Annotated in this window: 22 protein-coding genes; 10 read left to right on the plus strand and 12 right to left on the minus strand. The window is 65.5% G+C overall.

Translation table 11 applies throughout. The annotated features are described in order from the left end of the window. Positions 1–180 precede the first annotated feature (180 nt). From ABZO33_RS06840 to ABZO33_RS06860, 5 genes are all read right to left on the minus strand, one after another. Positions 181–1,242, minus strand: coding sequence for a PD-(D/E)XK nuclease family protein (locus ABZO33_RS06840; protein ID WP_414535379.1), 1,062 nt, complete (start codon positions 1,240–1,242; stop codon positions 181–183). 46 nt (positions 1,243–1,288) lie between these two features. Further along, on the minus strand, positions 1,289–2,056 hold the full coding sequence (locus tag ABZO33_RS06845; protein ID WP_414535380.1) for a hypothetical protein: 768 nt from the start codon (positions 2,054–2,056) through the stop codon (positions 1,289–1,291). A 64-nt stretch (positions 2,057–2,120) separates the two neighbouring features. Further along, positions 2,121–3,398, minus strand: coding sequence for a bifunctional O-acetylhomoserine aminocarboxypropyltransferase/cysteine synthase (locus ABZO33_RS06850; protein ID WP_414535381.1), 1,278 nt, complete (start codon positions 3,396–3,398; stop codon positions 2,121–2,123). 75 nt (positions 3,399–3,473) lie between these two features. After that, a complete protein-coding gene (locus tag ABZO33_RS06855; RefSeq protein WP_414535382.1) occupies positions 3,474–4,439 on the minus strand; it encodes an SCO family protein in 966 nt (321 codons plus the stop codon). A 145-nt stretch (positions 4,440–4,584) separates the two neighbouring features. Continuing rightward, on the minus strand, positions 4,585–7,980 hold the full coding sequence (locus ABZO33_RS06860; RefSeq protein ID WP_414535383.1) for an Ig-like domain-containing protein: 3,396 nt from the start codon (positions 7,978–7,980) through the stop codon (positions 4,585–4,587). A gap of 365 nt (positions 7,981–8,345) precedes the next feature. Here ABZO33_RS06860 and ABZO33_RS06865 point away from each other — a divergent pair, with 365 nt between their 5' ends. The 3 genes from ABZO33_RS06865 (at position 8,346) to ABZO33_RS06875 (ending at position 9,685) form a co-directional block, all read left to right on the plus strand. Further along, on the plus strand, positions 8,346–9,086 hold the full coding sequence (locus ABZO33_RS06865) for a hypothetical protein (protein WP_414535384.1): 741 nt from the start codon (positions 8,346–8,348) through the stop codon (positions 9,084–9,086). A gap of 79 nt (positions 9,087–9,165) precedes the next feature. Beyond that, the gene (locus tag ABZO33_RS06870) at positions 9,166–9,411 is read left to right on the plus strand and encodes a type II toxin-antitoxin system Phd/YefM family antitoxin (protein ID WP_046857823.1); all 246 of its coding nucleotides are present in this window, start codon (positions 9,166–9,168) and stop codon (positions 9,409–9,411) included. Beyond that, positions 9,401–9,685: a type II toxin-antitoxin system RelE family toxin gene (locus tag ABZO33_RS06875; RefSeq protein ID WP_414535385.1), complete on the plus strand. Its 285-nt coding sequence runs from the start codon at positions 9,401–9,403 to the stop codon at positions 9,683–9,685. Before ABZO33_RS06870 ends, ABZO33_RS06875 begins: the two co-directional genes overlap by 11 nt. 351 nt (positions 9,686–10,036) lie before the next feature. On the opposite strand, the gene ABZO33_RS06880 is transcribed toward ABZO33_RS06875, so the two are convergent. Further along, positions 10,037–11,461, minus strand: a complete 1,425-nt coding sequence (locus tag ABZO33_RS06880; protein WP_414535386.1) for a PLP-dependent aminotransferase family protein — start codon at positions 11,459–11,461, stop codon at positions 10,037–10,039. 438 nt (positions 11,462–11,899) lie between these two features. On the opposite strand from ABZO33_RS06880, the gene ABZO33_RS06885 reads away from it, so the two are divergent. After that, positions 11,900–13,309 carry an amino acid permease gene (locus ABZO33_RS06885; RefSeq protein ID WP_414535387.1) on the plus strand — a complete coding sequence of 470 codons (1,410 nt, stop codon included), beginning with the start codon at positions 11,900–11,902 and terminating at the stop codon, positions 13,307–13,309. A 144-nt stretch (positions 13,310–13,453) separates the two neighbouring features. Further along, positions 13,454–14,230, plus strand: coding sequence for a trans-aconitate 2-methyltransferase (gene tam / locus ABZO33_RS06890; protein WP_414535388.1), 777 nt, complete (start codon positions 13,454–13,456; stop codon positions 14,228–14,230). Here tam and ABZO33_RS06895 read toward each other — a convergent pair. After that, on the minus strand, positions 14,207–14,581 hold the full coding sequence (locus ABZO33_RS06895) for a DUF2784 domain-containing protein (RefSeq protein WP_367856351.1): 375 nt from the start codon (positions 14,579–14,581) through the stop codon (positions 14,207–14,209). The genes tam and ABZO33_RS06895 overlap by 24 nt on opposite strands. Before the next feature lie 855 nt (positions 14,582–15,436). Further along, positions 15,437–16,306, minus strand: coding sequence for a LysR substrate-binding domain-containing protein (locus ABZO33_RS06900; protein ID WP_139670143.1), 870 nt, complete (start codon positions 16,304–16,306; stop codon positions 15,437–15,439). 245 nt (positions 16,307–16,551) lie between these two features. Between ABZO33_RS06900 and ABZO33_RS06905 the strand changes: the two genes are divergently transcribed. The 5 genes from ABZO33_RS06905 to ABZO33_RS06925 all read left to right on the plus strand — a co-directional run bounded on the left by ABZO33_RS06905 (position 16,552) and on the right by ABZO33_RS06925 (position 22,779). Beyond that, positions 16,552–17,868 (plus strand): MFS transporter, encoded by a 1,317-nt coding sequence (locus ABZO33_RS06905; RefSeq protein WP_414535389.1) that lies wholly within the window; start codon positions 16,552–16,554, stop codon positions 17,866–17,868. A gap of 14 nt (positions 17,869–17,882) precedes the next feature. Next, positions 17,883–19,274, plus strand: coding sequence for an FAD-dependent oxidoreductase (locus ABZO33_RS06910; protein WP_414535390.1), 1,392 nt, complete (start codon positions 17,883–17,885; stop codon positions 19,272–19,274). Between the two features lie 105 nt (positions 19,275–19,379). Further along, positions 19,380–20,090, plus strand: coding sequence for a YebC/PmpR family DNA-binding transcriptional regulator (locus ABZO33_RS06915; protein WP_110995175.1), 711 nt, complete (start codon positions 19,380–19,382; stop codon positions 20,088–20,090). Positions 20,091–20,176: 86 nt separating this feature from the next. Beyond that, the gene (locus ABZO33_RS06920; protein ID WP_414535391.1) at positions 20,177–21,121 is read left to right on the plus strand and encodes a LysR family transcriptional regulator; all 945 of its coding nucleotides are present in this window, start codon (positions 20,177–20,179) and stop codon (positions 21,119–21,121) included. 239 nt (positions 21,122–21,360) lie between these two features. After that, positions 21,361–22,779, plus strand: coding sequence for a DOPA decarboxylase (locus tag ABZO33_RS06925; protein ID WP_414535392.1), 1,419 nt, complete (start codon positions 21,361–21,363; stop codon positions 22,777–22,779). Positions 22,780–22,801: 22 nt separating this feature from the next. On the opposite strand, the gene ABZO33_RS06930 is transcribed toward ABZO33_RS06925, so the two are convergent. From ABZO33_RS06930 to ABZO33_RS06945, 4 genes are all read right to left on the minus strand, one after another. After that, positions 22,802–23,413 (minus strand): TetR family transcriptional regulator C-terminal domain-containing protein, encoded by a 612-nt coding sequence (locus ABZO33_RS06930; protein WP_414535393.1) that lies wholly within the window; start codon positions 23,411–23,413, stop codon positions 22,802–22,804. Between the two features lie 99 nt (positions 23,414–23,512). Next, on the minus strand, positions 23,513–24,427 hold the full coding sequence (locus tag ABZO33_RS06935; protein ID WP_414535394.1) for a pyridoxal-phosphate dependent enzyme: 915 nt from the start codon (positions 24,425–24,427) through the stop codon (positions 23,513–23,515). 15 nt (positions 24,428–24,442) lie between these two features. Next, the gene (locus ABZO33_RS06940) at positions 24,443–25,138 is read right to left on the minus strand and encodes a transcriptional regulator (RefSeq protein ID WP_414535395.1); all 696 of its coding nucleotides are present in this window, start codon (positions 25,136–25,138) and stop codon (positions 24,443–24,445) included. A 140-nt stretch (positions 25,139–25,278) separates the two neighbouring features. Next, on the minus strand, positions 25,279–26,982 hold the full coding sequence (locus ABZO33_RS06945; RefSeq protein WP_414535396.1) for an amidase: 1,704 nt from the start codon (positions 26,980–26,982) through the stop codon (positions 25,279–25,281). Positions 26,983–26,992 lie beyond the last annotated feature (10 nt).

Here is a 26,992-nt window from a genome sequence, read left to right on the forward strand (position 1 = left end):
GGCAAGGAATCCATGTGACGAGCCAGTATTGTCGAGGTTTGCCGGAATGCCAGTTTGCCATCATCGATTTTTCGAAGGGGCCAGGCCCTGGTACAAAAGCGGCACGTGGGAGCAGGTCGAAGCGCTTCTCGGTGCGAGCATTGCTCAAGGGCAACCTGCCCATGGCTTGGTAGCTTGATGTCAGCGCATTTCGGCTTCGAATTGCATCAACAGCCGCATTTTCTCCAGGATCGTGTCGATTACGACGCGTTCGTCGAAGCTTTCCAACTTCCATTCGAAACCGATCACGCGCCGGCCTTCGGTCCACGGTTGTCTTGTGGTATCCACGAACAGATGGCGGCCGAACTCCATCTGGCGCGGATCGACGTTGATCAGGTACACGCGGATGATCGGCCGCAGTGGCGCCTGGCTGCCATCCAGGTAGAGCACCACATCCGACCATTCGACCCAGTCGTTGCAGGCGTAACGCAGCGCCGGTCCGTCCGCCCAGGGTTGCCGGCGCGTGTAGGTTTCGAAGCCGTCGATCTCGGCCTCCAGGTGGGCGATGATCCTGCGATCCAGTGCCTCGAGCGCCTGGTCGCGCAGCTTGTTCAGCGCATTGATCTGCGGCAGGTGTTCGAAGATGAAATCGATGCTCTCAGGGTTCATGTCACGCTCCACGGTGATGTTTTCCAGATGCAGCAGGAACTCGTCGGCCAGCACACGCCATTTGTTCAGGCGGCTGTGCTCGACGTTTTGCGACAGGGCTGTGCGCAGGGCGCCGAGCAGGTCGGCATAGCTGAGCCCTGTCCAACCATCGGCGACGTTGTTGCCCGACGGTGACAGCACCGCGAACAACACGCGCTTGTCGCGGCCACCCACCAATGTTTCGGCATAGAGTTCGTAGTCGGCGAACGGGTTGACCTGGGCGTGGAAGATCTTGTTTTCGAGAATCAGCAGCCAGTCCTCGCCCTGCAATAACAGGTCGATGCGTTTGCCATTGGTGGTAGTCACTTCACGTTGCGGAGGCAGGCGCAGGGTCGGCTCGGGAGGCGACTCCTTGCAGATGCAGCTCAGCAGGGCGCCGAGGAAGCAATCACCAAAACCATGGACCTGGCCGGGGTCGAGAAAGAACGCGAGCAGGTCAGTGGTGGGGTTTTCGTAGTAACCGCGCCCTCCGAGGGCAAAAATGCTGGGCTCATACGCCGGCTGGCGATGTCGTTCAGCTTCGGCAAGCAGGGCGCGTGCCTGATCCAGATCCATGGTGTTTCTCCGTGTGTTCCCCTTGCGGGGGTATCAATTGCGCCAGCTAGGTACGCCCTTTCAACAGGGTTGCCAGGGCGATGGTCAGGCCAACGGCGGTCGCCATCGCAACCAGCATGGTAATAGCGACACCCGCTTGCTCGAGCAACCCCGCCATCACCAGGTAGAAGGCAATCACTCCCACCGCGCCGATGGCATTGCCCCGCACCATCGCCGCCATCCCGGCGCGGCCGCCCTGTACGTGGGCGAACACCACCAACGGCCAGGCGATCACCGGGATCGGCGCCAGCATCCCGCTGGTCGCCGGCCCCAGCCAACTGGCCAGGCTGGTGGTGAGCAGCAGCAGCGAGGTGGCGGACACCATGCGCAGGGGGATTTCCCAGTAACGATGCCGGGGGCGGGCGAGGGTGTCGGGCCTGGGCTCGCGGCCACTGGCGCGGATCAGCACGCCGATCAGCAGCAGCGTCACGCCGACCGACAGGTACAGCCCACCCCAGTGGGTGAACGCATAGGCCGCCAGGCCATAGAACAGGATTGCCAGCAGCACGGCTGGGGCGATACCGACCCTGCGCGTGGCGAACAGGTAGAAGGTGTAGGTGGCCTGTACCGCCGCCAAGCCGCCCAACGCGCCGGGCACCGCGCCAAGGGCGAAGCCCGTGCCTTGCTCCAGGTACAGAAAAGTCATCACCAGTGCCGAGGTGATCGGCAGCCCGGACAGCAGCCCGCCGAGCAGGCCGCCCCAGCGCCGCGAGGCAAGGGAGATGGCCCACATCAGCAGCGGGGTGACCAGGAGTTTCAGGTAAAAAAGGGTCATTGCGCGGGGTTCCGGTTCTGCAAAGGGTGCGCCCGCCGTCGGCATTGGGTGGGGCGCGGGTGGATCAGCCGTGGCTGGCCTCCAGCGCCTGGGCCAGGTCGGCGATGATGTCGTCGCTGTGCTCGATGCCGATCGACAGGCGCACCATGTCCCGCGGCACGCCGGCCTTCTCCAGCTCTTCGTCGTTGAGCTGGCGGTGGGTGGTGGAGGCGGGGTGGCAGGCCAGAGACTTGGCGTCGCCGATGTTCACCAGGCGCACCACCAGTTGCAGCGCATCGATGAAGCGCGCCCCGGCGGCCTGGCCGCCCTTGATGCCGAACGACAGGATCGATGCCGGCTTGCCGCCGGTGTAGCGCCGGGCCAGTTCATGCTCGGGGTGGTCGGGCAGGCCTGCGTATTTCACCCAGGCCACCTGCTCGTGCTGCTGCAGGTAGTGGGCGACCTTGAGGGCGTTTTCGGTATGGCGCTCCATGCGCAGGGCCAGGGTCTCCAGGCCTTGCAGGATCAGGAAGGCATTGAACGGCGACAGCGCGGCGCCGGTGTTGCGCAGCGGCACCACGCGGCAGCGGCCGATGAAGGCGGCGGGGCCGAAGGCTTCGGTGTAGGTGACGCCGTGGTAGGACGGGTCGGGGGTATTGAGCAGGGCGAAACGCTGCTTGTGGTCGGCCCAGGGGAATTTGCCCGAGTCGATGACGATGCCGCCGATGCTGGTGCCGTGGCCGCCGATGTACTTGGTCAGCGAGTGCACGACGATATCGGCGCCGTGTTCGAACGGGCGGCAGAGCACCGGCGTGGCCACGGTGTTGTCGACGATCAGCGGCACGCCATGGCGGTGGGCGGCCTCGGCCAGCGCGGCGATATCGACGATGTTGCCAGCGGGGTTGCCGATCGACTCGCAGAACACCGCCTTGGTGCGCTCGTCGATCAGCGCCTCGAGGGCGGCGATGTCGTCGTGGGCGGCAAAGCGGGTGGTGATGCCCTGGCGCGGCAGGGTGTGGGCCAGCAGGTTGTAGGTGCCGCCGTACAGCTTGGCCACCGAGACGATGTTGTCGCCGGCCTCGGCGACGGTCTGGATGGCGTAGGTGATGGCGGCCATGCCCGAAGCCACTGCAAGCGCGCCAACCCCGCCTTCGAGGGCGGCCATGCGCTTTTCCAGCACGTCGTTGGTGGGGTTCATGATGCGCGAGTAGATGTTGCCCGCCACCTTGAGGTCGAACAGGTCGGCGCCGTGCTGGGTGTCGTCGAAGGCGAACGAGGTGGTCTGGTAGATCGGCACGGCCACCGCCTTGGTGGTCGGGTCGGGGCTGAAGCCCGCGTGGATGGCGAGTGTTTCCAGCTTCATGCGGTCGTTCCTTGAGCGTGGGATGGAAGCGCCTGAGCATGGGCCGGGGCGCCTCTGGCGGTCAAGGGTCGAAGGTCAACGCTGCGCCGAGGGGGCCTGGTGCCGCTGTGTCTCCTCCTCGAAGTAGCTGATCAGCGCCGCCACTTCCGTTTCGCCCAGGCGCATGTTGGGCATCGCCAGTTGGTTGTACTGCGTGTACAGCAGCATCGCCAGCGGGTCTTTTTCAGCCAGCATCTGGTCCGGCACCATCAGCCAGCGTTTCAGCCAGGCTTCGTCGCGCTGGCGTGTCACCCCCAGCAGGTCCGGGCCGATGCCTCCGGTGGCCCCAGGCTCGGCATCGCCCAGGGTATGGCACGACGAGCAGCGGGTCCTGAACAGTTGTTCGCCTTTGCTCGGCGGGCGGATGTCGGGGGCTTGGGTGTAGTCGCGGCGCTGGGCGCTGGCGGTCTTCCAGTTGTGCAGGCTGTTGGCCAGGCGGTCGGCGAGGATGTACGGGCTTTCGAAGGGCGAGGCTTTCATCCAGCGGCCGGTGGCCTGGTTGCCGATGATCAGGCTGAGGTTATGGTCCTTGCTGCGGCCGTTCTCCAGGCCTTCGATGTACAGACCCAAGCTGCGGCGCAGTTGTTCGATGTCGGCGGCCTCGCCGGTGAGCAGGGTCCAGCCGGGGCCGATGGCGAATTTTTCCGCGTAGCGCTTGAGGGTGGCGGGGGTGTCGTTGTAGGGATCGATGCTGATCGAGTAGATGAAGATGTCCTGGCCGACGCGCTCACCCAGCAGCTTCTGCACCTGGCGCAGGCGGGCGGTTTCCACCGGGCAGGAGTCGCCGCAGCCGGTGAAGATGAAGTTGATGGCCACCACCTTGTCCTTGATCAGGTCGTCGAAGAAGCGCACCTGGCGGCCGTCCTGGGTAAGCAGGGGGATGTTGGGGAAGTAGTCGGCGCCCCAGGGGCTGGAGGGCGTTGCGCGGGTGCTGGGGGGCAGCGACCAGGCGAGGCTCAGGGTGAGCAGCAGCAGGAGCAGCAGGCGGCAGAGGCGGGGCATGGTTCTACCCTCTGGACAGGGAACAGGGCAAGGACAGCGTGGGAGCGGGCTTGCCCCGCGAACACCGGCAGAGCCGGTGCCACGCGGTGCGTCCATCGCGGGGCAAGCCCGCTCCCACGCCAACCCCCATGGGGTCTTGGCGATATCAACGGATACTCAGCGGCACCGTTACGCTCTGCCCCAGTGCCGACTTCACCGTTACCGCCGGCGGCGAGGCCGGGCCGCTGCCGGTGGTGGTCACCGACAGCTTCCAGCGCGCGCCGGAACCGCTGGCGCTCAACGTCGCCAGACCCAGGTCGAGCGGCCCGCTGGTGGTGTTGCTGGTCACCCGGATGCTGTTGCCGGCGGCCACCGAGGTGGTGCCGGAGACTTCCCAGGTCCAGCGGCTGTTGCTGCGCAACTGCACCGAAGCGCTGCTGACCTGGATCTCGTCCATCGGTACTGCGGGCGAAACCGCGATGCTTACCGTGGCCGGCGCCAGGGATTCGAGGCCCTTGGCGTCGCGTGCGGCGTAGGTGAAGCTGGCGGTGAACGCCGTGGCGACGGTGGCCGGTGGGGTGTAGGTGACCTGGGTGCCGTTGCTGCTGACCGTGCCCTGGCCGGAGTCGGGCTGGGCCAGGCTGCTGACGCTCAGCGGCAGGTTGCCGTCAGGGTCGGTGTCGTTGGCCAGCACGTTGAGCACGATCGGCTTGCCGGCCATGGTCGCGGCGCTGTCGTTCACCGCCACCGGCGGCTTGTTGCTGTCATTGCCGGGGCCGCTGCTCGAGGTGCGGAAGGTCGGCAGGGCCGCGGAGTTGACATACTCCACGCCATCCCAGCCGGGCAGCGGCGTCGGCATCATCTGGAACTGGCCGGGGTGCTCGAGGTCCCAGCGCAGCAGCATCGAGGAGTCCTCGTGCTGGGTGTTGTGGCAGTGCTCCATGTAGGTGCCGGCGAACTCGCGAAAGCGAATGGCCATTTCCACTTCTTCAGACGAATCCGCGTCCGGGCCGATGCGGTACACGTCTTTGCGCGCCCATTTTTCCCATTCCGGCGGCGCCTTGCCGTCGCGGCTGAGGATCACCCCTTCCTCGAAGTGCACGTGCACCGGGTGGCTCCAGCCGTTGCCGCCGTTCTTGATCTTCCACACCTCCAGGGTGCCGTCGCCGCTGAAGCCGCCGTCGGTGGCTTCGTTGGCCAGTTGCGGGGCGGCGCTGATGCGTCGCGGGTCCATGGTGTAGCCGAAGCCGCCGTCGGTCTTGATGGTCCAGGGCGTGCTGTCGGTGCCGTCGGAGCGGCCGAAGATGAACTCGCGGTGGCGGGCGGCCTTGATCTTGGTCTGGTCACTGGCGCTGTTGCGGTCGATCGACAGGGGGATCATCACCAGGCCGGCAGCCTTGCCGGGCTTGGCCGGTTCATACAGGCTCGGGTCCATGCTGAGGTCCTGGCCGGTATAGGGCTGCACGATCAACTGCATGAACTTGCCGACCACCGGGTCGCCGCCGTCCCATTCCGGGCCTTTGCTGGTCTGCTTGATCACCGCCTTGTACTTCTCCGACAACACGTCGGCCAGGGATATGGGCTGTTTCGGGCCTTTGCCGGTGTCGTGTTCCATGAGGTTGACGAAGTACAGTTTGTCGCCGACCTTGATCCCGTTCTTGGCGAAGTTGACGATGATGTCGTAACGCTCGGCAATGCCTTGCAGCGGCATGATGGCGTTGTTGTCCTGCAGGTTGCCGTCGCCGTTGAGGTCGAGGGTGCCGTCGAACGGCACGGCGTGTTCCATGATATTGCCGTCGTTGGCGATCATGTGGAACGGCACGCGGGCATAGGAGACGTTGGAGCCGCTCGGGCCTTTGAACTCGCCGCTGTTGCCAGCGATTTCACGGACCACGGCGAACTTGAAGTAGCGCGACACCGAGCCGTTGAGGATGCGGAAACGATAGCTGCGCGCGCGCACCTTGAGCTTGGGCTGGTACTGCCAGTTGACCAGGATCTGGTCGCCGAGGAAGCCGTCGGTGTTGAACGGGTTGAACCACAGCTGGCCATTGGCGTCCCAGGCCTTGTCGGCGATCACCAGGTTGACGTCGTAGTCGCGGTTGCCCCAGGGCATCGCCGCGCCGCTGGGGAAGCGCAGGTTGACGCCGTCCTGCAGGGCCTCGTTGCCACGGTCGATGGCCGAGTAGTAGTTCATCATCACCGCGTTGCCCTTGTAGACGTTCTGCGCGGTGAAATCGAGCATGTGGTCGTGGAACCAATGGGTGCTCATGGTCTCGCGCCAGTCGCCGCGGATCTTGATGCTGCCGTTGTCGCAGGTCTTCAGGCCCGGGGAGGCATCGTTGACGTACAGGGTTTCGCCCGGCGCGCAGGGGAAGGCGGCGCGCGGGTCCTGGGCGCGGGTGTTGATGGTGTCGTAGCCGGCCAGCTGGATCGGCCAGCGGTAGTCGTAGTACTGGCCGGGGAAGAAGTAGGCGTTGGCGAAGCCGTCGCTCTCGGCCGGCGAGTGGCCGTTGTGTTCGTGGGTGGAGATGGTGTGCAGGCCGAAGCCGTTGTTGGCCGACGGGTCGATCGGCAGGGCGTTGTAGTGGCGCATCAGCACTGGCTGGCCGTAGCGCACCATCAGCAACTTGACCGGGAAGGTGCCGTCGAAGGTCCACAGCGCCTTGTGGCCCTGCAGGGGCATCTTCGGATGGAAGCGGGTATCGATGCCCTTGGTGGTGCCCAGGGTGGTGGGGATATCGGAGGTCTGATAGTACAGCCCGCCCGGGGCGAACTCACCCTTGGCGTAGTTGTGCAGCTGCTTGCGGTCGCGCAGGCCCTGGTTGATGCGCGCGCCGGCCTGCGCGGTCTTGAACGCGGCCTGGGGGTAGAACTCGTTCCAGCGCTGGTGCGACCAGCCCTTTCCTGGCGGACGGCCTTCGGCGGGCGAACCGACCCCGCTACGGTTGAGGAACATCTCGATCTGCGCCTTCCACGGGTTGCGGTCGAGCACGTTGGCATACTGCGACGGGAACGGTGTCAGCCCCGGCTGGGTCAGGAATGCCTCCAGGGCATTGCCGTTGGGGCTGCTGCGCGCGGCGTAGTCGGGGTCCTGCGCGGGGGCTGCGCCGATCACGGGCGGCGGGAAGCTCATGACGTAGGGCGGGGTGGCCGGGTCGAGTTTCTCCGGGCCGAATTCTTCGAACAGCAGCAGTTGCTGGGTGAATGGCTCGGCGCCGAACAACGGGCTGGGCTTGCCGTTGGTGGGGTACTTGCGTGAAGTCTGCAGCGTGGGGGGCAGCACGTTGTTGCTGGTCACCGTGGCGCGGGTGCCGTAGGCACCGTTGCTCAGTTCCAGCGACCCTTCGTTGGCCTCGGGCATCGACTTCAAGGCTTCCAGTGCGGCGGCTTGGGCCACTGGGTCGGCGGCCGGATCGCTGAAGGCCGAAGGGTCGGTAGGTGGTGGTTGGCTCACGTCGTCCAACGACCCGGCGAGTGCGCTGGCCAGCCCGAGGCTGAGCAGCAACGCCGTGACGGAGGACAACCTGAACACCTGGGTCGATGTTGCAGCTGGTTTCTTCATTGCCTTGTGCCCCGTGTTGTGCAGGTTGGCATCTGTTGCCACTGCGATCAGTGGCGATGTGCCTTGAACAGGGGTCAGCAACCGCTGTGCCAATCGGTAAATGGCTAAACGCCACGTGTTTCAAGATGTTGCAAGGGTGCGAATGAGAAACGCTCGGGCAGCTGCCACAAACCTGGGGATAGACACCCAGGGCTGGGTGGGGAATGCTCCCCACTTTGCGAACACTAGGGTGGGCTAGGCTCCTGTCGCCGGCTTGCCCCGCGATAGTGTCGCCACAGGCAGCCAGGCCTTGCCCGCAACCGGTGTTCTTGGCACCCTTGCCTGCCTTGCGTCTCGTCACGCCCATCAAACAAGGAACCTTCAAGGTGAGTTGGGAAAAAGTCGGTAAATCCCTGGTGGGCCTGCTGGCCCTGGTTGCCGTCGCCGCTACGTTATATATGGCGTTGCGCGACGACGACCGCCTGCAGGCGCGCCTGACCTACACCCATCTCACCTACCCGGGCCAGTTCAACGAGCGCATCAGCCAGGCCAACGACCTGCTCAAGTACGAGCGGCTGCATGCGCAGATCAGCGAGATCGGCGCAGGCGCCCTCAGCCACCCGCAGATCGACAAGCTGGTCGACCTGGCCCAGGCGCCGTACCGGCAGCTGTTCGCCAGGCCGTTCGAGGCCGGGTTGGTGGATCACCGCACTGGCCTGCTCATCGAACTGTCCAACCCTGCCCGTGTACCGCTCAAGGCCGTGCACATCCGCTTGCCGGCCAAGGGCCTGGTGCAGGTGCGCGACGCCGCCGGCAACGACACGCTGGTGGCCACGCCGACCAGCAGCATCGACCTGCCGGCCATCGACGGGGTGAGCGAGAGCAAGGTCTGGGTGTACTTCGATGCTGACTATTCGCAGATCCGCCAGGCTGGGATCAGTATTCGCGATGCCGATGGCAGCGCCGATATCCAGGTGGTTCGTGAAGTGACGGGGTTCCCGGCGCTGCTGGCGCGTTACAGCCAGGTGGTGGTGGCGATGTTCGCCGCGCTGGGGCTGGGGTTGCTGGCGCTGGCGTATACCTGGTTGGGGCGGGCACGGGCCACCGGGGTATCGCATAGCCTGTAGGTGATCAGCCTATGGCACGCCGGCTTGAAAAAGACCTGAATACAGACCAATCTATGGCTCTTGAATGAGGGCGATCGATATGCAGAACATCTTTGCCGACGTGACCGTCAGCGTCTCGGAACTAAAGAAGAATCCTACAGCGGTGATGGCCGATGCGCAGGGGAAACCGGTGGCCGTTCTCAACCATAATCGCGTCATGGGCTACATGGTACCCGCTGAACTCTACGAGGCGATGATGGAGCGACTGGAAGACATGGAACTTGCGGCTTTGGTCAAGGCGCGTGCGGGAGAGAAAGGCATCCCGGTCGAACTGGATGACTTATAAGCTCGAGTTTCTGCCTTCGGCCCTGAAAGAATGGGAGAAGCTGGGGCACACCGTGCGTGAGCAGGCCAGGAAAAAGATCAGGGAGCGCATGCTCTCGCCCAGGGTTGTAGCGGATGCAATGCGTGATTTGCCCGACCATTTCAAGATCAAGCTCAAGGCCAGCGGCTATCGGGTGGTCTACCGCGTCGAGGATGATCGGGTGGTTGTCGTGGTCGTGGCGATAGGCAAACGCGAACGTGGGCGGGCGTATCGCTCGGCCGCTGATCGCCTATAGGATTGCAGCTAGATCACAGGTGTGGCGGCCGACAGCAAGGCCTCGATGAACAGGCTTTCCGCTCGGCTCATGCGCTGGTCCTTGTTCCATAGCAGGTGAAGAATTTCAGCGCCTTGAGTTTGAATTTCGAAACGTGCTGGATAAAGATGGCGATGGAGTGGTGACGTTTGAAGAATTTCTGGAGCGTGCCAAGGCGGTCAGGCTGACAGTTACCACGACTACAGTGAGCAAGTAGTGTTGTCTCTTATCTGGTTTTAGATTCAGTGAGAAGTTGAAGTTAACAGTTCTGTGCTGCTTGCTAGCGCTGCGTGTCTCTTTTTATTGCGCTTAACTCATACACGCAGCGTATTTTCAAACACTGTCTCTACGCACATGCTTCACCAGCACCCTCTCCAGCAACTCCCACATCGCCGGGTCGGTACTGAACGCGACATTGAAGCGCATCCACCCGGTAGCCTTGGCATCGACCATGAACAACTGTCCGGGCCCGAGCATGATGCCTTTCTCCAGGGCATCGTCGAGCAGCGCGGCGCTGTCGGGGATCGCCGGATGGCGCGTCCAGATGTACATCCCCTCATCCGACTCGATGAACAGCTCGAAGCCCAGCCGATGCAGGTGCCGGCCCACTTCCTGATGCGCTTCTGCCAAGCGCTGGCGCAGGCGTTTGAGGTGCTTGCGCCAACGGCCGTCGATGATCGCGGCGTACACCACCCGCTCCATCACCTGCGAGGTGGTCAGGCCCGAGCGCATCTTCAGGTGCAGCAGTTGCTGGGTCAGCTCGGGGTTGGCCAGCAGGTAGCCGACGCGCACGTTGGGCGAGATGCTTTTTGAATAGCTGCCCACGTACACCACCTGCTGCAGGTGGTCGAGGCTCGCCAGGCAGGGTAGCGGGTCGGCGATCATGTCGGCGTAGAGGTTGTTCTCCACCAGGCGGAAACCATGCTGGCTGGCCAGCTGCAGCAGGCGGTGCAGCTGCGCCAGCGGGGTGCGCGAGCAGGTCGGGCTGTGCAGATGCGGCTGGGTGAAGAAGGCTGTGGGGCGGTGGTGGGCCAGCAGGCGCTCGAGCTGGTCGAGATCGTAGCCGGCCGGGGTACGCGGCACGCCCACCAGGGTGGCGCCCTGGGTGCGCAGGATGCTCATCAGGTTGGGGTAGCCGGGGTCGTCCACCAGCACCACGTCGCCGGGGCGCACCAGGGTCCGCACGGCCAGGTCCAGGGCCTGGCTGGCGCCGTGGGTGAGCATCAGCTGCGCCGGGTTGGCGACGATCGACAGTTCCTGCTGCAGGTTCTGCGCGGTCAGCGCGCGCAGCTCCGGCAGGCCCAGGGGGTCGCCGTAGCCTGACAGCTCCAGCGGGCTACCGGCCACCTGGCGCAGGCCGCGACGCAGGCCTTCCTCGTACATCCAGTCGTTGGGCAACCAGCCGCAACCCGGCTTGAACGGCAACTGGCGGATCTCGAAGATCTGCTGCAAGTACCACTCGGAGTTGAAGGTGGGGCGCCCGCTGTCGACCTCGACGTTGTGCTTGTCCAGCAGCTCGTTCGCCGCACGATTGACGAAGAACCCCGCATTGCCCTTGCTCACCAGCAAGCCCTGGGCCACCAGGCGGTCGTAGGCCTCGACCACGGTGAAGGTGCTCACCGAGTAGGTCGAGGCGAACGCCCGGATCGACGGGACCTTCGCCCCGGGCTTGAGGGTCTGGTCGTCGATCAGCGCGCGCAAGCCGTCGATGATCTGGTTGACCAGCGGGGTGGAGGAGTCCGGATGGAGCTGGAGCATTCGGGGGCCTTCAGGTGTGCGGGACGCCAGGCGCTGCGGGGGTACAGCGGGTGTATTGCATCGGCGGCCTGTACAGTGCAGTGCGTTTTTCATGCCGCTGTGCATGGCTCAATGTGTTCGACATTTTTACATTACGTGTCAGATATAGCCAACACAGCACATGACAGCGCCATGAATAATCACAACATCGCTGCTTTACCGTCGAGCTCTGCCTCGCACCTTCTTCTCGCGTGGCCGGACGCTGCTCGTCCGTCCCCAGCATGGTTCAGTTCGTCCAGAGGATTGCCTCTGGCCGCGTAAGCAGGCCGCCACGGATGGCCTGCGTGTGCTCGCGCACACCTCCCTGCCCGCAGTAGCACTGATGTACAGGTGAGACCGATAACCATCGGGGTTTCACAGTTTTTCCTTGGATAAAAAGAAGCACGGGGTAAATAACTGATGGACGCAACATCCACATCCACCACCGCGAAGGATGGGCACGAGAGCAAGCTCAGCGCCTCGCTCAAGTCGCGCCACCTGACGATGATGTCCATCGCCGGGGTGATCGGCGGCGCCTTGTTCGTCGGTTCCGGCAGCGTGATCCACAGCGCCGGCCCGGCGGCCGTGCTGGCGTACCTTGCTGGCGGCATCCTGGTGGTGCTGATCATGCGCATGCTGGGTGAAATGGCGACTTCCTCGCCGGACACCGGCTCGTTCTCCACCTACGCCGACCGCGCCATCGGCCGCTGGGCCGGTTTCACCATCGGCTGGCTGTACTGGTGGTACTGGGTGATCCTCATGGCCTGGGAGGCCTACGTGGCGGGCAAGATCCTGCACGGCTTCTTCCCGGACGTGAGCGTCAACGTGTTCGTGCTGGCCACGACCTTGCTGCTGATCACCGTCAACTTCTTCAACGTCAAGCACTACGGCGAGTTCGAGTTCTGGTTCGCGCTGATCAAGGTGGTGGCGATCGTCTGCTTCCTGGTGGTGTGCACCGCCGCGGTGATGAACGTCTGGCAGTACGGTGAAGTGCGTGGCATCACCCACCTGACCGCCGAAGGCTTCATGCCCAACGGCATCACCACGGTGATCGGTGCGTTGCTGGGGGTGATGTTCGCCTTCCTCGGCGCCGAAATCGTCACCATCGCCGCCTCCGAAGCGAAGGACCCGGCCACCCAGATCGTCAAGGCGACCAACTCGGTGGTCTGGCGGGTATGCCTGTTCTATGTCGGCTCGATCTTCCTGATCGTCTGCCTGGTGCCGTGGAACGATCCGCACCTGGGCGTTTCTGGCTATGGCGCCTACCGCCGTACCCTGGAGCTGCTGGGCGTGCCGTATGCCGAGCTGCTGATGAACTTCGTGGTACTGACCTCGGTGAGCAGCTGCCTGATCTCCGGCCACTACACCGCCTCGCGCATGCTGTTCTCCCTGGCCCAGCGTGGCGACGCGCCGCGCCTGTTCAAGTTCACCCGCACCGGTACTGGCGTGCCGGTGAACGCGATCATCGGCTCGTGCCTGGTGGCGGTGTTCTGCGCGCTGATCAACTTCAGCGACACCCTGCGCCCGAAGGACGTGCTGGAAACCCTGATGAACACCACCGGCATGATCGCCCTGCTGGTGTACCTGGTGATCGCCTTCTCGCAGCTGCGCATGCGCCGCAAGCTGATTGCCGAGGGCAAGGAAGTGCGCCTGAAGATGTGGCTGTTCCCGTGGCTGACCTACCTGGTGATCGTGTTCATCGTGGCGGCGCTGGTGACCATGGCCTTCATGCCTGACTACCAGATCCTGGTGATCTCCACCGGCATCGCCGCGGCCATCGTGGTGGCCATGGGCGTGGTGCACCAGATGCGTACCGCCAAGCGTCACTGACTGCGGTAGCGCCTCGCGCAACGGCCGGTCCCCGCCAAGGGACCGGCCGTTTTCGTTTTCGCCTGCGCCAATCGGATCATCCCTACGTTGTGTGGTGCCGACATGGCTTATGCTGCACGCAATTGCCCTACAAGGAGTCGTCCCATGTCCTGGTCCGCCACCCAGTATTCGCTGTTCGAAGACGAACGCACCCGCGCCGTACGCGACCTGCTTGCCGCCGTGCCGACGCGCCCGGTGCGCCACGCCACCGACCTTGGCTGCGGGCCGGGCAACTCCACCGAGGTGTTGCTGCAACGTTGCCCCGATGCGCAGGTCGTCGCCCTGGACAGCGACCCGGACATGGTCGACAAGGCCCGGCAGCGGCCACGGTTGAGCATTCCGCGGGTGCGTTGCGAGATTGGCGAGATCGCCGGCTGGGCGGCGCAGGTGCCCCAGGACCTGATTCTCGCCAACGCTTCGCTGCAGTGGGTGCCGGAGCATGCCAGCCTCTATCCGCATCTGGTGCGGCAGCTGAACGAGGGTGCGAGCCTGGCCGTGCAGACCCCGGACAACCTCGACGAGCCGGCCCATCGCCGCTTGCGTGAGATTGCAAGCCAAGGGCCTTGGGCTGACAAGTTCGCTGACTTCAGCCTGCCGCCGCGGCACAACGCGGGGTTCTATTACGATTTGCTCAGCCCTTTGTGCGCGCGGGTGGATGTGTGGCGCACCACCTATCACCACCCCTTGATCGGTGGCGCGGAGGCGGTGGTGGAGTGGTTCAAGGGCTCGGCGTTGCGGCCTTACCTGGCGCGGCTGGATGAGCAGGAGCAGGCGGGTTTTCTGCAGTTGTACCTGCAGGCCATGCAGCAGGACTACCCGGCGGCCAGCGACGGTCGGGTGTTGTTGCCGTTCCCGCGGCTATTTGTGGTGGCCACGCGATAGGCGCCAGAGCACATAGGTGTAGATGCCGAGGTTGAGCGCCAGCACGATGGTGCCCAGCCACAGCTGGATCTGTGGGGTCAGGCCGGCGGGGTAGATCACGGGCCAGATGTAGTGTTCGACGAAACCGCCGTGGTAGCCGGCGTCGCCGGCGGCTTTACGCAGGTGGTTTTCCCAGTCGGTCAGGGGGCATTCCAGGTGCAGGCCTTCCACGGCCAGGCCCCAGGCGAGGGCGGGGAGGTGGATCAGCAGGGCGCGGCGGCGCCAGAGCACCAATAGGCCGCCGAACAGGACCAGCAGGATGAACGAGAGGTGGAACAGGACCAGGGTGTCGGCGGCCAGGCGGTGGAACATGGTTTGTGGGGCCTTGCGGTTGTAGGGGAGTTAGTAGTTTGTCATGGAATGGTTTTTTGTTCCTGAGTTCCTGGGTATTGTTTTAATAGTTGTAGGCGCATTCATTTGCGATGTCGACGCTTATTCACCTTTCCGCCCTTACGGCGGGTTACTTTGGTCTTGGCCAAAGTAACCAAAGCCGTTGCGCTCCATTCATCCGGCCCTCCGCTTCGCTCCGGGTTCCCTCACTCCGGCCTTGCTCCCGGGAGGACCGCGCTGAACGCCCCATCCTGGGGCGCAGCGCTTGACGGGCATCCTTGCCCGTCACCTCCCTCCGCAAGACCTGCGTTCGGCCTCCTGAAGTCGCGAAGTTACGGGCGGCGCCTGAACTGGAGCTGCTGTCGCTAGTTGAGTAATTAGTTAAACTCTCGAACGCAGCCAGCCGCCGCATATAACCCTGGAGCGACCTTGTCCTGCGAAATGGTATAACTAAACTTTAATTAAATAACTTTGCATTTCTTGCTCTTGCTCTTGCTCTTGCTCTTGCTCTGGCTTCTAAGCGCGCGATAGTTCAGACACCACAAATTGCGACTTCAGGAGGCCGAGCGGAGTTCTTGCGAAGGGAGGTGACGGCCATGGATGGCCGTCAAGCGCTGCGCCCCAGGATGGGGCGTTCAGCGCGGTACTCCCGGGAGCAAGAACGGAGCGAGGGAACCCCGGAGCGAAGCGCAGGGGCCGGATGAACGGAGCGGGGCGGCTTTGGTTACTTTGGCCGTCCAAAGTAAAACCCGCCGTAAAGGCGGAAAGGTGACTAAATGTCGATATCTTCTACGAATGCGCATACAAATACAAAAACAATCACAAAAGATCCAGACCCTAACCCCCCTCCAAAACCATCTCCAAAAACGTAGCCACCACCCGCCGCATCCGCTGTTCCTGCAAACACACCAACGTCTCCGTCAAATGCCGCTGACAATCCACAATCGGCAAAGCACAAACCCGAGCATCGGCCCCGAACTCCGCCGCCGACACCACCCCCACGCCAATCCCCACCACCACCGCCTCCCGCGCCGCCTCGCGCCCTTCGACCTGGATCGCCGACCGAATCCGCAACCCCGCCCGCTGCATCTCCTCCTCCAGCGTCTGCCGCGTCACCGACCCCGGCTCACGCAGCACCAACGGCGTGTCGTCCAGGTCCGCCAGGCTGATCTGCCCACGGCTGGCCCAAGGATGCTGGTGCGAGACAAACGCCACCATCGGGTCGCGCCGCATCGGCACACAAAACAGCCGCTCGTCATCGACATCGCGCCCGAGCAGGGCCAGGTCGGCCTGGTAGCTGAACAGCCGCGCCAGCGACTCGTCGGTGTTGCCGGTCTCGATCTTCACCTGGATCCCCGGATAGCGCTGGCAGAACCGGGCAATCTGCGGCAGCACATGCACCGGCGCGTCCACCGCCAGGGTCAGGCTGCCGGTGTGCAGGGCGCGGGAGTCCTGCAACAGCTCCTGGGCCTCGGCCTCGCAGGCGAACAGACGCTGGGTGACGCCCAGCAGGCGCTCGCCCAGGTCGGTCAACTGCACCGAACGTTTGTTGCGGTGAAACAGCAAAACGCCAAAGCGCTCCTCAAGCTTGCGCACCTGGTCGGACACCGCCGGCTGGGTGAGAAACAGCTTCTGTGCCGCGCGGGTGAAGCTGCCCTGTTCGGCAACCGCGTGGAAGGCCTTGAGTTGAGCATGGGAGACCGACATCGAACACTCCACTTAAAAGCTGGGCTTATGTGTGAAATACGATAAATCGATTTTATTTATCAGTCAGCAGCTGTTTCCATGTGTTTCAACCCGACGCCTCTGCCACGAGCAGCGGCATGTCGGCCATGGCGGCACCACCGCCATCTGACCAGGTGACGTCCCTCCGTCACGCAGTGCGCAACACAACAACAAGACAGGCGTTTCTTCACATTCTGCCGGCACACTCAAGCAAGAGGTCAGAGTCAATGAATCAATCCCTGGGCGCTATCAAACGCTGGCGCGTGCAGATCTTCGCGATCACCTGGCTGGCCTACGCCGCCTTCTACTTCACCCGCAAAGCCTTCTCGGTGGCCAAGCTCGGCATCGGCGAGGATCCGAATTTCATGCTCGACAAGGCCGCCATGGCCAACCTCGACGCCATCTACCTGGCCGCCTACGCCATAGGCCAGTTCACCTGGGGCATGCTCGCCGACCGCTTCGGCCCCCGTGTGGTGGTGCTGGGCGGGCTGCTGATCTCGGCGGCGGCCGCGGTGGTGATGGGCAGTTACGCGACCTTTCCGATCTTCGCCACCTGCATGCTGATCCAGGGGCTGGCGCAGTCCACCGGCTGGGCCGGGCTGTGCAAGAACATCGGCAGTTTCTTCCCGGCCTCGCAGCGTGGACGGGTACTGGGGCTGTGGAGTTCGTGCTACGCCTTCGGCGGCCTGGTGGCTTCGCCGTTCGCCGGCTGGTGGGCCTACACCCTGGTCGGCACCTGGCACGCGGCGTTCTTCTCCAGTGCCGTGGTGGTGGCCGCGGTGGCGGTGCTGTTCTTCATCTTCCAGCGCAACAAGCCCGAGGACGTCGGCCTGCCGGCGGTGGAGCCCGAACCGCAGAGCATGGCCCCGGGGGCGAACCTGTGCAGCGTCTGGGCGCCGCTGCGCGAGATCCTGCGCAACCGCACGGTGCTGACCCTGGGCCTGGCCTACTTCATGCTCAAACCGGCGCGCTACGCCATCCTGCTGTGGGGGCCGGTGATCGTCTTTGAGCAGATGCCCTCGGTGGGCAAGGTCGGCGCGGCGATCATCCCCACGGCTTTCGAACTGGCCGGGCTGCTTGGCCCGATCCTCATCGGCCTGGCTTCGGACAAGCTGTTCGGCGCCCGGCGCATGCCGGCCTGCGTGATCAGCCTGGTGCTGCTCACCTTGACCCTGGCCGGCTTCATGGCGGCGATGCACAGCGGCAGCGTGCTGCTGGTGGTGGCCCTGCTGTTCGTCATGGGCCTGACCCTGTACGGCCCGGACTCGATGATCAGCGGCGCCGCGGCCATCGACTTCGGCACGGCCAAGGCCGGCGCCACCGCAGCCGGTTTCGTCAACGGCTGCGGCTCGGTGGGCGCGGTGCTTGGCGGCTTGCTGCCGGGTTATTTCGACAGTGTCACGGTGTTCATCGTCTTCGCCGGCACCGCGCTGTTCTCCGCCCTGGTGCTGCTGCCGCACTGGAACAGTCGTCCTGCGGCCACCGAGCAGGCCAATGACGTGGCTCCCAACACCAGCATGGCGATCAAGCCACTGCGTACCTAAAGGAAAGCGAGTAGATGAGACCCTTCTGGCTGCAACAGGCCCTGGACCAGGAAGACGAGGCGCTGTGCCCGCCGCTTGCCGGTGACGTGCGCTGCGACGTGTGCATCGTCGGCGGTGGCTACACCGGGTTGTGGACTGCCTTGATGATCAAGGAGCAGGCGCCGCAGCTGGAGGTGCTGCTGATCGAGGCCGACATCTGTGGCGCCGGGGCCAGCGGGCGCAATGGAGGCTGCGCGCTTTCCTGGTCGGCCAAGTACTTCACCCTCGAGCGGTTGTTCGGGGTGGCCGAGGCGGTGCGTCTGGTGAGCGAGTCCGAACGCAGCATTGGCGCCATTGGCGAGTTCTGCGCGGCCAATGGCATCCGTTGCGACTTCCGCATGGACGGCACGCTCTACACCGCCACCAACCAGGCCCAGCTCGGCGGCACCGATGCGGTGATCGCCGCGCTGGAGCGGAAGGGCATCAACTCGTTCCAGCGCCTGGCGCTGGAGCAGGTGCAGCGCCTGGCCGGTTCCCAGCGTCACCTGGAGGGCTGGTACTCGCCGGCTGCGGCCACGGTGCAGCCGGGGCGTTTGGTGCGCGGCTTGCGCCGGGTGGCCTTGCAGCGTGGCGTGCGCATCCACGAAGGCACGGCGATGACTGGCCTGGAGCATGGTGCGCCGGTTCAGGTGCGCACCCGGACGGGCACCATCCGCGCCGACCGCGTGGTCCTCGGCCTCAATGCCTGGATGGCGCGGGCCTTTCCGCAGTTCGAGCGCAGCGTGGCGATCGTCTCCAGCGACATGGTGATCACCGAGCCGTGCCCCGAACTGCTGCGCCAGATCGGCCTGGACAGCGGCGTCAGCGTGCTCGATTCGCGGATCTTCGTGCACTACTACCACAACACCTCCGATGGCCGGCTGATGCTCGGCAAGGGCGGCAACACCTTCGCCTACGGCGGGCGCATGCTGCCGGTGTTCGACCAGCCATCGCCGTACCAGCCGCTGCTGCGTGACAGCCTGGCCGAGTTCTTCCCGGCGCTGGCCGAGGTGCCGCTGGCGGCGACTTGGAACGGGCCGTCGGACCGCTCGGTGACCGGCCTGCCGTTCTTCGGCCGGCTCGATGGGCAGGGCAACGTATTCTACGGCTTCGGCTATTCCGGCAGCGGGGTGGGGCCGTGCCATATGGGCGGGCAGATCCTCTCGTCGCTGGCCTTGGGGCTGGACAACGCCTGGACCCGCTCGCCGCTGGTCAAGGGCCCGCTGGGGCGTTTCCCGCCGGAGCCGGTGCGCTACCTGGGGTCGCTGATGGTGCGCAACGCCATCCGCCGCAAGGAGCGTGCCGAAGACCGCGGCGTGCGTCCGCGCGGGCTGGATGTGCGCCTGGCGAAGTTCGCGGCGGCGGCGGGGAAGGCCGACAAGGGCTGAAGCTGATGCGATTTCTTGTCGAACCCGGTGCGCAGGGCGTATAAACTCTCCCCACTTTTTGGCCGGTCGCTTCCTGAACCGGCCGCTGAAACAAAGAGAGTCGATATGGGCGCACAGTGGAAAGCCAAGCATAGAGAAACGGCGGCCAACGCCAAGGGCAAGATCATGGGCAAGCTGGCCAAGGAGATCCAGATCGCCGCCAAGTCCGGCGCCGACCCGGACATGAACCCGCGCCTGCGCCTGGCCATCGTCCAGGCCAAGAAAGCCTCGATGACCCGTGAAACCCTGGAGCGCGCGATCAAGAAAGGCGCCGGCCTGGACGGCGAGGCCGTGCAATACCATGCGGTGAGCTACGAAGGCTTCGCCCCGCACCAGGTGCCGCTGATCGTCGAGTGCCTGACCGACAACGTCAACCGCACCGTGGCGCAGATCCGCGTGCTGTTTCGCAAGGGCCAACTGGGTGCCAGCGGTTCGGTGGCCTGGGACTTCAACCATGTAGGCCTGATCGAGGCCACCCCGGAAGGCGACGCCGACCCGGAAATGGCAGCCATCGAAGCCGGCGCCCAGGACTTCGAGGACGGCGAGGAAGAGGGTTCGACCCTGTTCATCACCGACACCACCGACCTGGACGCCGTGCAGAAAGCCCTGCCCGAGCAGGGGTTCACCGTGACTTCGGCGAAGATCGGCTACACCCCGAAGAACCCGGTGAGTGCCGCCAGCCTGAGCGCCGAAGCCCTGGCCGAGGTCGAGGCCTTCCTCGAGGCTATCGACGAGAACGAAGACGTGCAGAACGTCTATGTCGGCCTGACTGACTGAGCCGAGCGTCATCCTCGCGGGGCAGGCCCGCTCCCAGCACGTCTGTGGGGGCGGGTTTGCCCCGCGAACATTTGCGGACCTGTGCCATGCACCCCACCTTCGCCTCCCTCAGCCTCGCCCACCTGCGCACCCTCGACTGCCTCCTGCAGCTGAAGAACCTCAGCCACGCCGCCGAGCGCCTGGGATGCAGCCAGTCGGCGCTGAGCCGCCAGCTGGCCAGCCTGCGCGAGGCCTTCGACGATCCGCTACTGGTGCGCCAGGGGCGTGGCTATGTGCTCAGCGAACACGCCGAAACGCTGGTCGAGCCATTGCGCCAGGTACTGGACGAGCTCAACGCCCTGCGCCAGCCCGCAGCGTTCGACCCGGCGCGCTGCGAGCGGCGCTTCTGCCTGGCGGCCTCGGACTACGTGGCCGAACACATGCTGCCGCAGCTGGTGAAGGTGTTGCAGCAGGAGGCGCCGGGGGTGTCGCTGGAATACCGTACCTGGCAGGCCGGGCAGTACGCCTTGCTCGCCAGCGGCGAGATCGACCTGGCCACCACGCTGTTCGACGAGTCGCCGCCCAACCTGCACGGCCGGCTGCTGGGCGAGGACCGGGCGGTGTGCCTGATGCGCCATGACCATCCACTGAGCGCCCGCGCTGAACTGAGCCAGGACGACTACCTGGCCTTCAAGCATGTGCGGGTGTCCGGTGGTGGTGACAAGGACAGCTTCATCGACCGCCATCTGCGCGCCCAGGGGCTGCAACGGCGCGTCAGTCTGGAGGTGCCGTTCTTCAGCGCGATGGTCCAGGTGGTCGGCAACGGCCAGGCATTGGCCACGGTGCCCGAGCATATCGCCCGGCAACTGGCGCGGTTGCATGGGCTGAGCTGGCGGCCGATGGGCTTTGTCGAGCATACCCAGCGTTACTGGGTGGTATGGCATCAGCGTCTGCAGGCCTCGGCCGAGCATCGCTGGTTGCGCAACCGGGTGTTCGAGGTGTGGCGCCAGTCGCAGTTCGGCGTGCAGGGCGGGCATGCGCCTTTGCCATAGCAGCTATGCGCGAAGCGGGGTTATTCGCAAGCCGGCAGGCGCCTAGACTGCGGGCATTGTGTTGCCTGTGCCGGCCTCATCGCGGGGCAAGCCCGCTCCCACGTTGAGATGTTGCCTGTGGTTGGAAACAGCCCGACGCTGTCGCTCAGTGAACAGGGTTGCAAGCAAACTCGCGTGGGAGCGGGCTTGCCCCGCGATAGGGCCGGCACAGGCAGCGGACACCTCACAGGAGAACGCGCATGACCCCAGAAGAGTTTCGCCAATACGGCCACCAACTGATCGACCTGATCGCCGACTACCGCCAGAGCGTCGGCGAGCGCCCGGTCATGGCCCAGGTCGAGCCCGGCTACCTCAAGGCCGCGCTGCCCCAGGGCGCGCCGCAGCAAGGCGAGCCGTTCGAGGCCATCCTCGCCGACGTCGACAAGCTGGTGATGCCCGGCCTGTCCCATTGGCAGCACCCGGACTTCTACGGTTACTTCCCCTCCAACGGCACCCTGTCATCGGTGCTCGGCGACTTCCTCAGCACCGGCCTTGGCGTGCTCGGCCTGTCCTGGCAGTCCAGCCCGGCCCTTAGCGAGCTGGAGGAAACCACCCTCGATTGGTTGCGCCAGTTGCTGGGCCTGAGCGGGCAATGGAGCGGGGTGATCCAGGACACCGCCTCGACCAGTACCCTGGTGGCGCTGATCTGCGCCCGCGAACGGGCCACCGACCATGCCCAGGTGCGCGGCGGCCTGCAGGCCCAGGGCAAGCCCCTGGTGGTCTACGTCAGCGCCCATGCCCACAGCTCGGTGGACAAGGCCGCGCTGCTGGCCGGATTCGGCCGTGAAAACATTCGCCTGATCCCCACCGACGCGCACTACGCCATGCGCCCGGAGGCGCTGCGCGAAGCCATCGCCCAGGACCTCGCCGCCGGCAACCAGCCTTGCGCCGTGGTTGCCACCACCGGCACCACCACCACCACCGCGCTGGACCCGCTGCGCCCGATCGGCGAGATCGCCCAGGCCAACCAGCTGTGGCTGCACGTGGACTCGGCCATGGCCGGCTCGGCGATGATCCTCCCGGAATGCCGCTGGATGTGGGACGGCATCGAGCTGGCCGATTCGGTGGTGGTCAATGCCCACAAATGGCTGGGCGTGGCCTTCGACTGCTCGATCTACTATGTACGCGACCCGCAGCACCTGATCCGGGTGATGAGCACCAACCCCAGCTACCTGCAGTCGGCGGTCGATGGCGAGGTGAAGAACCTGCGCGACTGGGGCATCCCCCTGGGTCGTCGGTTCCGTGCCTTGAAACTGTGGTTCATGCTGCGCAGCGAAGGAGTCGAGGCCCTGCAGCAACGCCTGCGCCGCGACCTGGAAAACGCGCAGTGGCTGGCCGCGCAGGTGGAGGCGGCTCCCGCGTGGGAGGTATTGGCGCCGGTGCAGTTGCAGACCTTGTGCATCCGCCATCGTCCGGCGGGTCTCGAAGGCGAGGCGCTGGATGCCCACACCCGCGCCTGGGCCGAGCGGCTCAACGCCTCGGGTGATGCCTACGTGACCCCGGCGACCCTGGACGGGCGCTGGATGGTGCGGGTCTCGGTGGGGGCGCTGCCCACCGAGCGTGAGCATGTCGAGCGGCTGTGGGCGCGGTTGCAGGGGGTGGTGGCTGAACAAGCCTGAATCTATCGCTATATTTTTTGCGCTATAGCGACTGGGCTGAAAATGGCGTTGGGCGCAGGCCGCGCAGCAGTAGCTCGGCCTGGGCCTGGGTCGAGGCGCGGGATGGCTTGATCTGCCCTGAGCTGCCGGGGGCCATGCCGAAGCGGAAGGTCGCCAGGGACGTGGACCACAGGAACAGCAGCAGGTGCTCGGGCGTGGTCTGCACGATCAGCCCGCGCTCCATCCACTGCGCCAGGCAGGCCAGGGTCTGCCTGGTACTGCTGCGCAGCAGCTCGGCGCGTTCACCGGGCAGTTGCCGGGCGCCATGCAGCATTTCCTTGAGCCAGACGCGCACCGCGCCGGGGTGCTGGCGCGCCACCTCGGCCTTGGCCTTGAAGTAGCGCGGCAGGGCCTGTTCGGGGTGAGCCTCCGGCACCAGGCTGCGCGAGGCGCGCAGCAAGGGTTCCATTACCAGGTCGAGCACTGCGGTGTAGAGCAGGCGCTTGTTGCGGAAGTAGTAGAACACGTTGGCCCTGGGCAGCCCGGCGCGGGCGGCGATAGCGTCGACCCGGGCGGCGGCGAAACCATGGTGGGCGAATTCCTCGCTGGCGGCAGCGAGGATCAGTTGCAGGTTGCGGTCACGGATACTGGGCATGGCAAACACGTACTTCTGAATCGATATGTTCAAAAGTATATAGCGGTAGCGTGTTCGCCGGCAGCTGCCAGGCGCGTGTTCAAGCGCGCCTGTGTCGGATCAGCAGGCTTCGCGCCAGGCGCGGATCTGCTCCAGCGTGGCGGTGGCGCCACCGCAGACGATCACCAGGACATTGCCGAAGGCCGCCACTGCCTCGGGGTGTTCGAGCAAGGCCAGCGCCGCGCCGCAGGCCGGCTCCACCAGCAGGCGGTGATCGCGCAGCAGACGTTCGCAGGCGTCGAGCGCCTCGCGATCACTCACCAGGTGGCTGACCACCGGGTGCTGGCGGGTGCAGGCCAGCGCCTGTTCGGCCACCCGCTTGGCCCCCAGAGAAGTGGCTACCGAGGTGATCCCCGGCAGTTCCACGGTGTGCCCGGCGGCCATGGCCGCGTGCAGCGACGCCGCGCCTGCGGTTTCCACCGCCAGCACCGGCACGTCCTGCCAGCCATTGCGCTGCAAGCCTTCGACCACGCCGCGCAGCAGGCCGCCGCCGCCGACCGACAGCACCACGGCATCCGGCTTGCAGCCGGCCTGGGCCACTTCATCGATCATGCTGGCGTGGCCGGTCCACAGCAGCGGGTCGTCGAACGGGTGGATGAAGGCGTCACCCGCGCCCAGCAGGGTCTGCGCGTGCTCGTTGGCTTCCTGCCAGGAGCTGCCGTGCACCACTACGCTTGCGTCTTCCAGGCGCAGCAGTTCCTTGGCCCGTTCGGTGGTGGTCTCGGGCACCACCACGGTCACCGGCACGCCGAGCTTGCGGCCGGCGTAGGCCACCGCCAGCCCGGCATTGCCGCCGGACGAGGAGACGAAGTGACGGGCGCCGCGAGCATGGTGCGTCTCGCAAGCGTGGCCGACGCCGCGCAGCTTGAACGAGCCACAGGGTTGCAGGGCTTCGAGCTTGAGCCACACCGGGCGGCCGGCGCTCAGCGACAGCGGACGGGATTCGATCAACGGGGTAGGGATATGCAAGGGCATGGTGGGCTCCGTGGCTCAGTCGCGGGCAGCCGCGGCGGGCTCGCCGCGCAGCTGCTCCAGGTAGTTGTAGACGGTGTAGCGGGTCACGCCGAGGGCCTCGGCGGCTTTCTCGACGCCGCCCTTGACGATGAACAGGCCGCGCTCCTGCATCACGCGCACGGCCTCGACCTTGGCCTGCTTGCTCATCCGCCCCTGGCCGCTGCGCTGCAGGGCGTCCTGGATGATCCCGGCCATCAACGCGGTCATGTCCGCCGGCTCGTCGCCTGGCACCGTCGCCGGTGTGGCGCCCAGCGGTCGGAAGTGCTGCAGGAATGCCATCGCCGCCTCCAGGCCGGTGACGTCGGTGTTCACGCACAGGCTGGCGAAGGGCAGGCCGGTGCTGTCACGGAAGATCGCCGTGGCGCTGCGCAAGCTGCGGCCCTTGAGGGTGGTGGGGTAGTCGGGCAGTACCACAGGGTCGCAGCCCTGCTGGTCGGCGGCGGCCTGCATCAGCGCCTTGAACCCTTGGTCCTGTTCGGGAGCGGCGAGGATCGGGCTGCCGACCTGGCGGCCGGAGAGCTCGCCATTGACGATCGCCACCACTGAGCGTTCCGGGTGTTCGAGGTCGTGCAGAAGGATTTCCACATTGCGCGGGACGACGCTGCCCAAGGCCTGCAGGGCGGTCCTGAGCACGTTCAGGGTGAGCTGGCGTTCGTGGGCGAGGGTGAGCATGGTCGGCACCAGATTCAATATTGTGTTGAATATTACACAAAAAGTTGAATTTGGCGAAGGTGTCGAACACTCAAAAGCAATCGCGGGGCCCTCCCGCTCCTACTCAGGGCAGGAGCGGGAGGGCCCCGCGATCAGGTGCTTCAGCCCAGTTTCGGCGTACGCGGCGGGATGCTGCGGCGCGAGCCGGTAGACTCGAAGGCGGCGGCGAATTTCAACAGATTGTTGTCGCTGTACGCTTTGCCCGCGAAGGTCAGGCCCACTGGCATGCCGATGTCGGCCATCACGCCCATCGGCACCGTCACGGTCGGCACGCCCAGGTGACGGATCGCCAGGTTGCCGTTGGCCACCCAGATGCCGTTGCTCCAGGCGATGTCCGCCGATTCGGGGTTCACATCGGCGTCCGCCGGGCCGACGTCGGCCACGGTGGGGAACAGCACCGCGTCCAGGCCCTGGGCGTCCATCCAGTCTTCCAGGTCGAGCTTGCGGGTGGCTTCCAGGCCGCGCAGGCCATCGGGCACGCTGGCGATCTGGTCCCAGGTCTTCAGGCCGCGCTTGGCCATGTTGACGTACTCGTCCATCCCGGCGGCGAGGTCGTCTTCACGGTTGGGCAGGGTGCCGGGGTCGTGGGGGAAGATCTGTGGGCCATCGACATCGGCCAGGCGGTTGAGCCTGGGATCGTCGTTGGCGCGCAGGAAGTCGTCGAAGGCCCAGCCGGACAGTTCCCACAGTTCGTCGTGGAGGAACTCCTTGCTGACGATGCCGCGGGTGAACACGGTCGGCGCGCCGGGGCGGTCGCCCTCGCAGTTGGATACCAGCGGGAAGTCGGTCTCGACCACTTCGGCGCCGGCCGCTTCCAGGGCCTGGCGGGCTTGCTGCCACAGCTCGATCACGCTGGCGCGGGTATGGATGCGCTGGCCGGTCGGGCCTCCGATACCGGGTTTCTCCGCCGTACCGGCTTCGGCGTCGGCATTGATGTACATGCGTGGCACGGCGAAGCGCTTGCCCTTGAGCGACTCGGCGCCAACGGCCAGGTCCTGGTACGAGGCGGGGCGCACGCTCGAGGCGGCCGGGATCGGCACCCAGGGTTGCAGGCGCCACAGGTCGCCGCGCTTGTCGGCGTCGTCGGCCACCACCACGTCGAGGATCTCCAGCAGGTCGGCCATGGTCCGCGCATAAGGCACGACCACGTCCATGGTCGGCGTCAGCGGCCAGTTGCCGCGCACCGAGATCACCCCGCGCGACGGGGTGTAGGCGCACAGGCCATTGTTCGAGGCCGGGCCGCGGCCACTGGACCAGGTTTCCTCGGCCAGGCCGAAGGCGCTGAAGCTGGCGGCGGTGGCGGTGCCGGCACCGTTGGAAGAGCCGGAGGCGAACGGGGCGGTCAGGTAGGCGGCGTTGTACGGGCTTTCGGCGCGGCCGTAGACGCCGCGCTGCATGCCGCCATTGGCCATCGGCGGCATGTTGGTCTTGCCCAGGCAGATGGCGCCGCCGGCGCGCAGGCGCTCGACGGTGAAGGCGTCGCGCTGGGCGACCAGGTCCTTGAACGCCGGGCTGCCGGAGGCGGCGGTCAGGCCCTTGACCAGGTAGCTGTCCTTGGCGGTGTAAGGGATGCCATCCAGCGGGCCGAGGGGTTCGCCACGGGCACGGCGGGCATCGGAGGCTTCGGCCTCTTTCAGGGCCTCGGGGTTGCGCACCACCACGGCATTGAGCCGCGTGGCGGTGTCGGCGCCGTCGTAGGCGTCGATGCGCGCCAGGTAGGCCTTGACCAGCTCGACGGCGGTCGTGCGGCCGGACTCGAGCGCGTCGCGCAGCTCGGCAATGGAAACCTCGGTTACCTCGATCATGCTGTCACCA

The sequence above is a fragment of the Pseudomonas sp. CAM1A genome, from assembly GCF_047501685.1.
In the GTDB taxonomy this organism is placed as follows: Bacteria; Pseudomonadota; Gammaproteobacteria; order Pseudomonadales; family Pseudomonadaceae; genus Aquipseudomonas.

Coding starts and splice junctions, on each gene's coding strand:
- ABZO33_RS06930 (WP_414535393.1), bottom strand. CDS start 23,413: ATGCCCAGTATCCGTGACCGCAACCTGCAACTGATCCTCGCTGCCGCC.
- ABZO33_RS06840 (WP_414535379.1), bottom strand. CDS start 1,242: ATGGATCTGGATCAGGCACGCGCCCTGCTTGCCGAAGCTGAACGACAT.
- ABZO33_RS06855 (WP_414535382.1), bottom strand. CDS start 4,439: ATGCCCCGCCTCTGCCGCCTGCTGCTCCTGCTGCTGCTCACCCTGAGC.
- ABZO33_RS06910 (WP_414535390.1), top strand. CDS start 17,883: ATGAGACCCTTCTGGCTGCAACAGGCCCTGGACCAGGAAGACGAGGCG.
- ABZO33_RS06935 (WP_414535394.1), bottom strand. CDS start 24,427: ATGCCCTTGCATATCCCTACCCCGTTGATCGAATCCCGTCCGCTGTCG.
- ABZO33_RS06915 (WP_110995175.1), top strand. CDS start 19,380: ATGGGCGCACAGTGGAAAGCCAAGCATAGAGAAACGGCGGCCAACGCC.
- ABZO33_RS06925 (WP_414535392.1), top strand. CDS start 21,361: ATGACCCCAGAAGAGTTTCGCCAATACGGCCACCAACTGATCGACCTG.
- ABZO33_RS06905 (WP_414535389.1), top strand. CDS start 16,552: ATGAATCAATCCCTGGGCGCTATCAAACGCTGGCGCGTGCAGATCTTC.
- ABZO33_RS06880 (WP_414535386.1), bottom strand. CDS start 11,461: ATGCTCCAGCTCCATCCGGACTCCTCCACCCCGCTGGTCAACCAGATC.
- ABZO33_RS06850 (WP_414535381.1), bottom strand. CDS start 3,398: ATGAAGCTGGAAACACTCGCCATCCACGCGGGCTTCAGCCCCGACCCG.
- ABZO33_RS06895 (WP_367856351.1), bottom strand. CDS start 14,581: ATGTTCCACCGCCTGGCCGCCGACACCCTGGTCCTGTTCCACCTCTCG.
- ABZO33_RS06945 (WP_414535396.1), bottom strand. CDS start 26,982: ATGATCGAGGTAACCGAGGTTTCCATTGCCGAGCTGCGCGACGCGCTC.
- tam (WP_414535388.1), top strand. CDS start 13,454: ATGTCCTGGTCCGCCACCCAGTATTCGCTGTTCGAAGACGAACGCACC.
- ABZO33_RS06860 (WP_414535383.1), bottom strand. CDS start 7,980: ATGAAGAAACCAGCTGCAACATCGACCCAGGTGTTCAGGTTGTCCTCC.
- ABZO33_RS06885 (WP_414535387.1), top strand. CDS start 11,900: ATGGACGCAACATCCACATCCACCACCGCGAAGGATGGGCACGAGAGC.
- ABZO33_RS06845 (WP_414535380.1), bottom strand. CDS start 2,056: ATGACCCTTTTTTACCTGAAACTCCTGGTCACCCCGCTGCTGATGTGG.
- ABZO33_RS06900 (WP_139670143.1), bottom strand. CDS start 16,306: ATGTCGGTCTCCCATGCTCAACTCAAGGCCTTCCACGCGGTTGCCGAA.
- ABZO33_RS06920 (WP_414535391.1), top strand. CDS start 20,177: ATGCACCCCACCTTCGCCTCCCTCAGCCTCGCCCACCTGCGCACCCTC.
- ABZO33_RS06875 (WP_414535385.1), top strand. CDS start 9,401: ATGACTTATAAGCTCGAGTTTCTGCCTTCGGCCCTGAAAGAATGGGAG.
- ABZO33_RS06940 (WP_414535395.1), bottom strand. CDS start 25,138: ATGCTCACCCTCGCCCACGAACGCCAGCTCACCCTGAACGTGCTCAGG.
- ABZO33_RS06870 (WP_046857823.1), top strand. CDS start 9,166: ATGCAGAACATCTTTGCCGACGTGACCGTCAGCGTCTCGGAACTAAAG.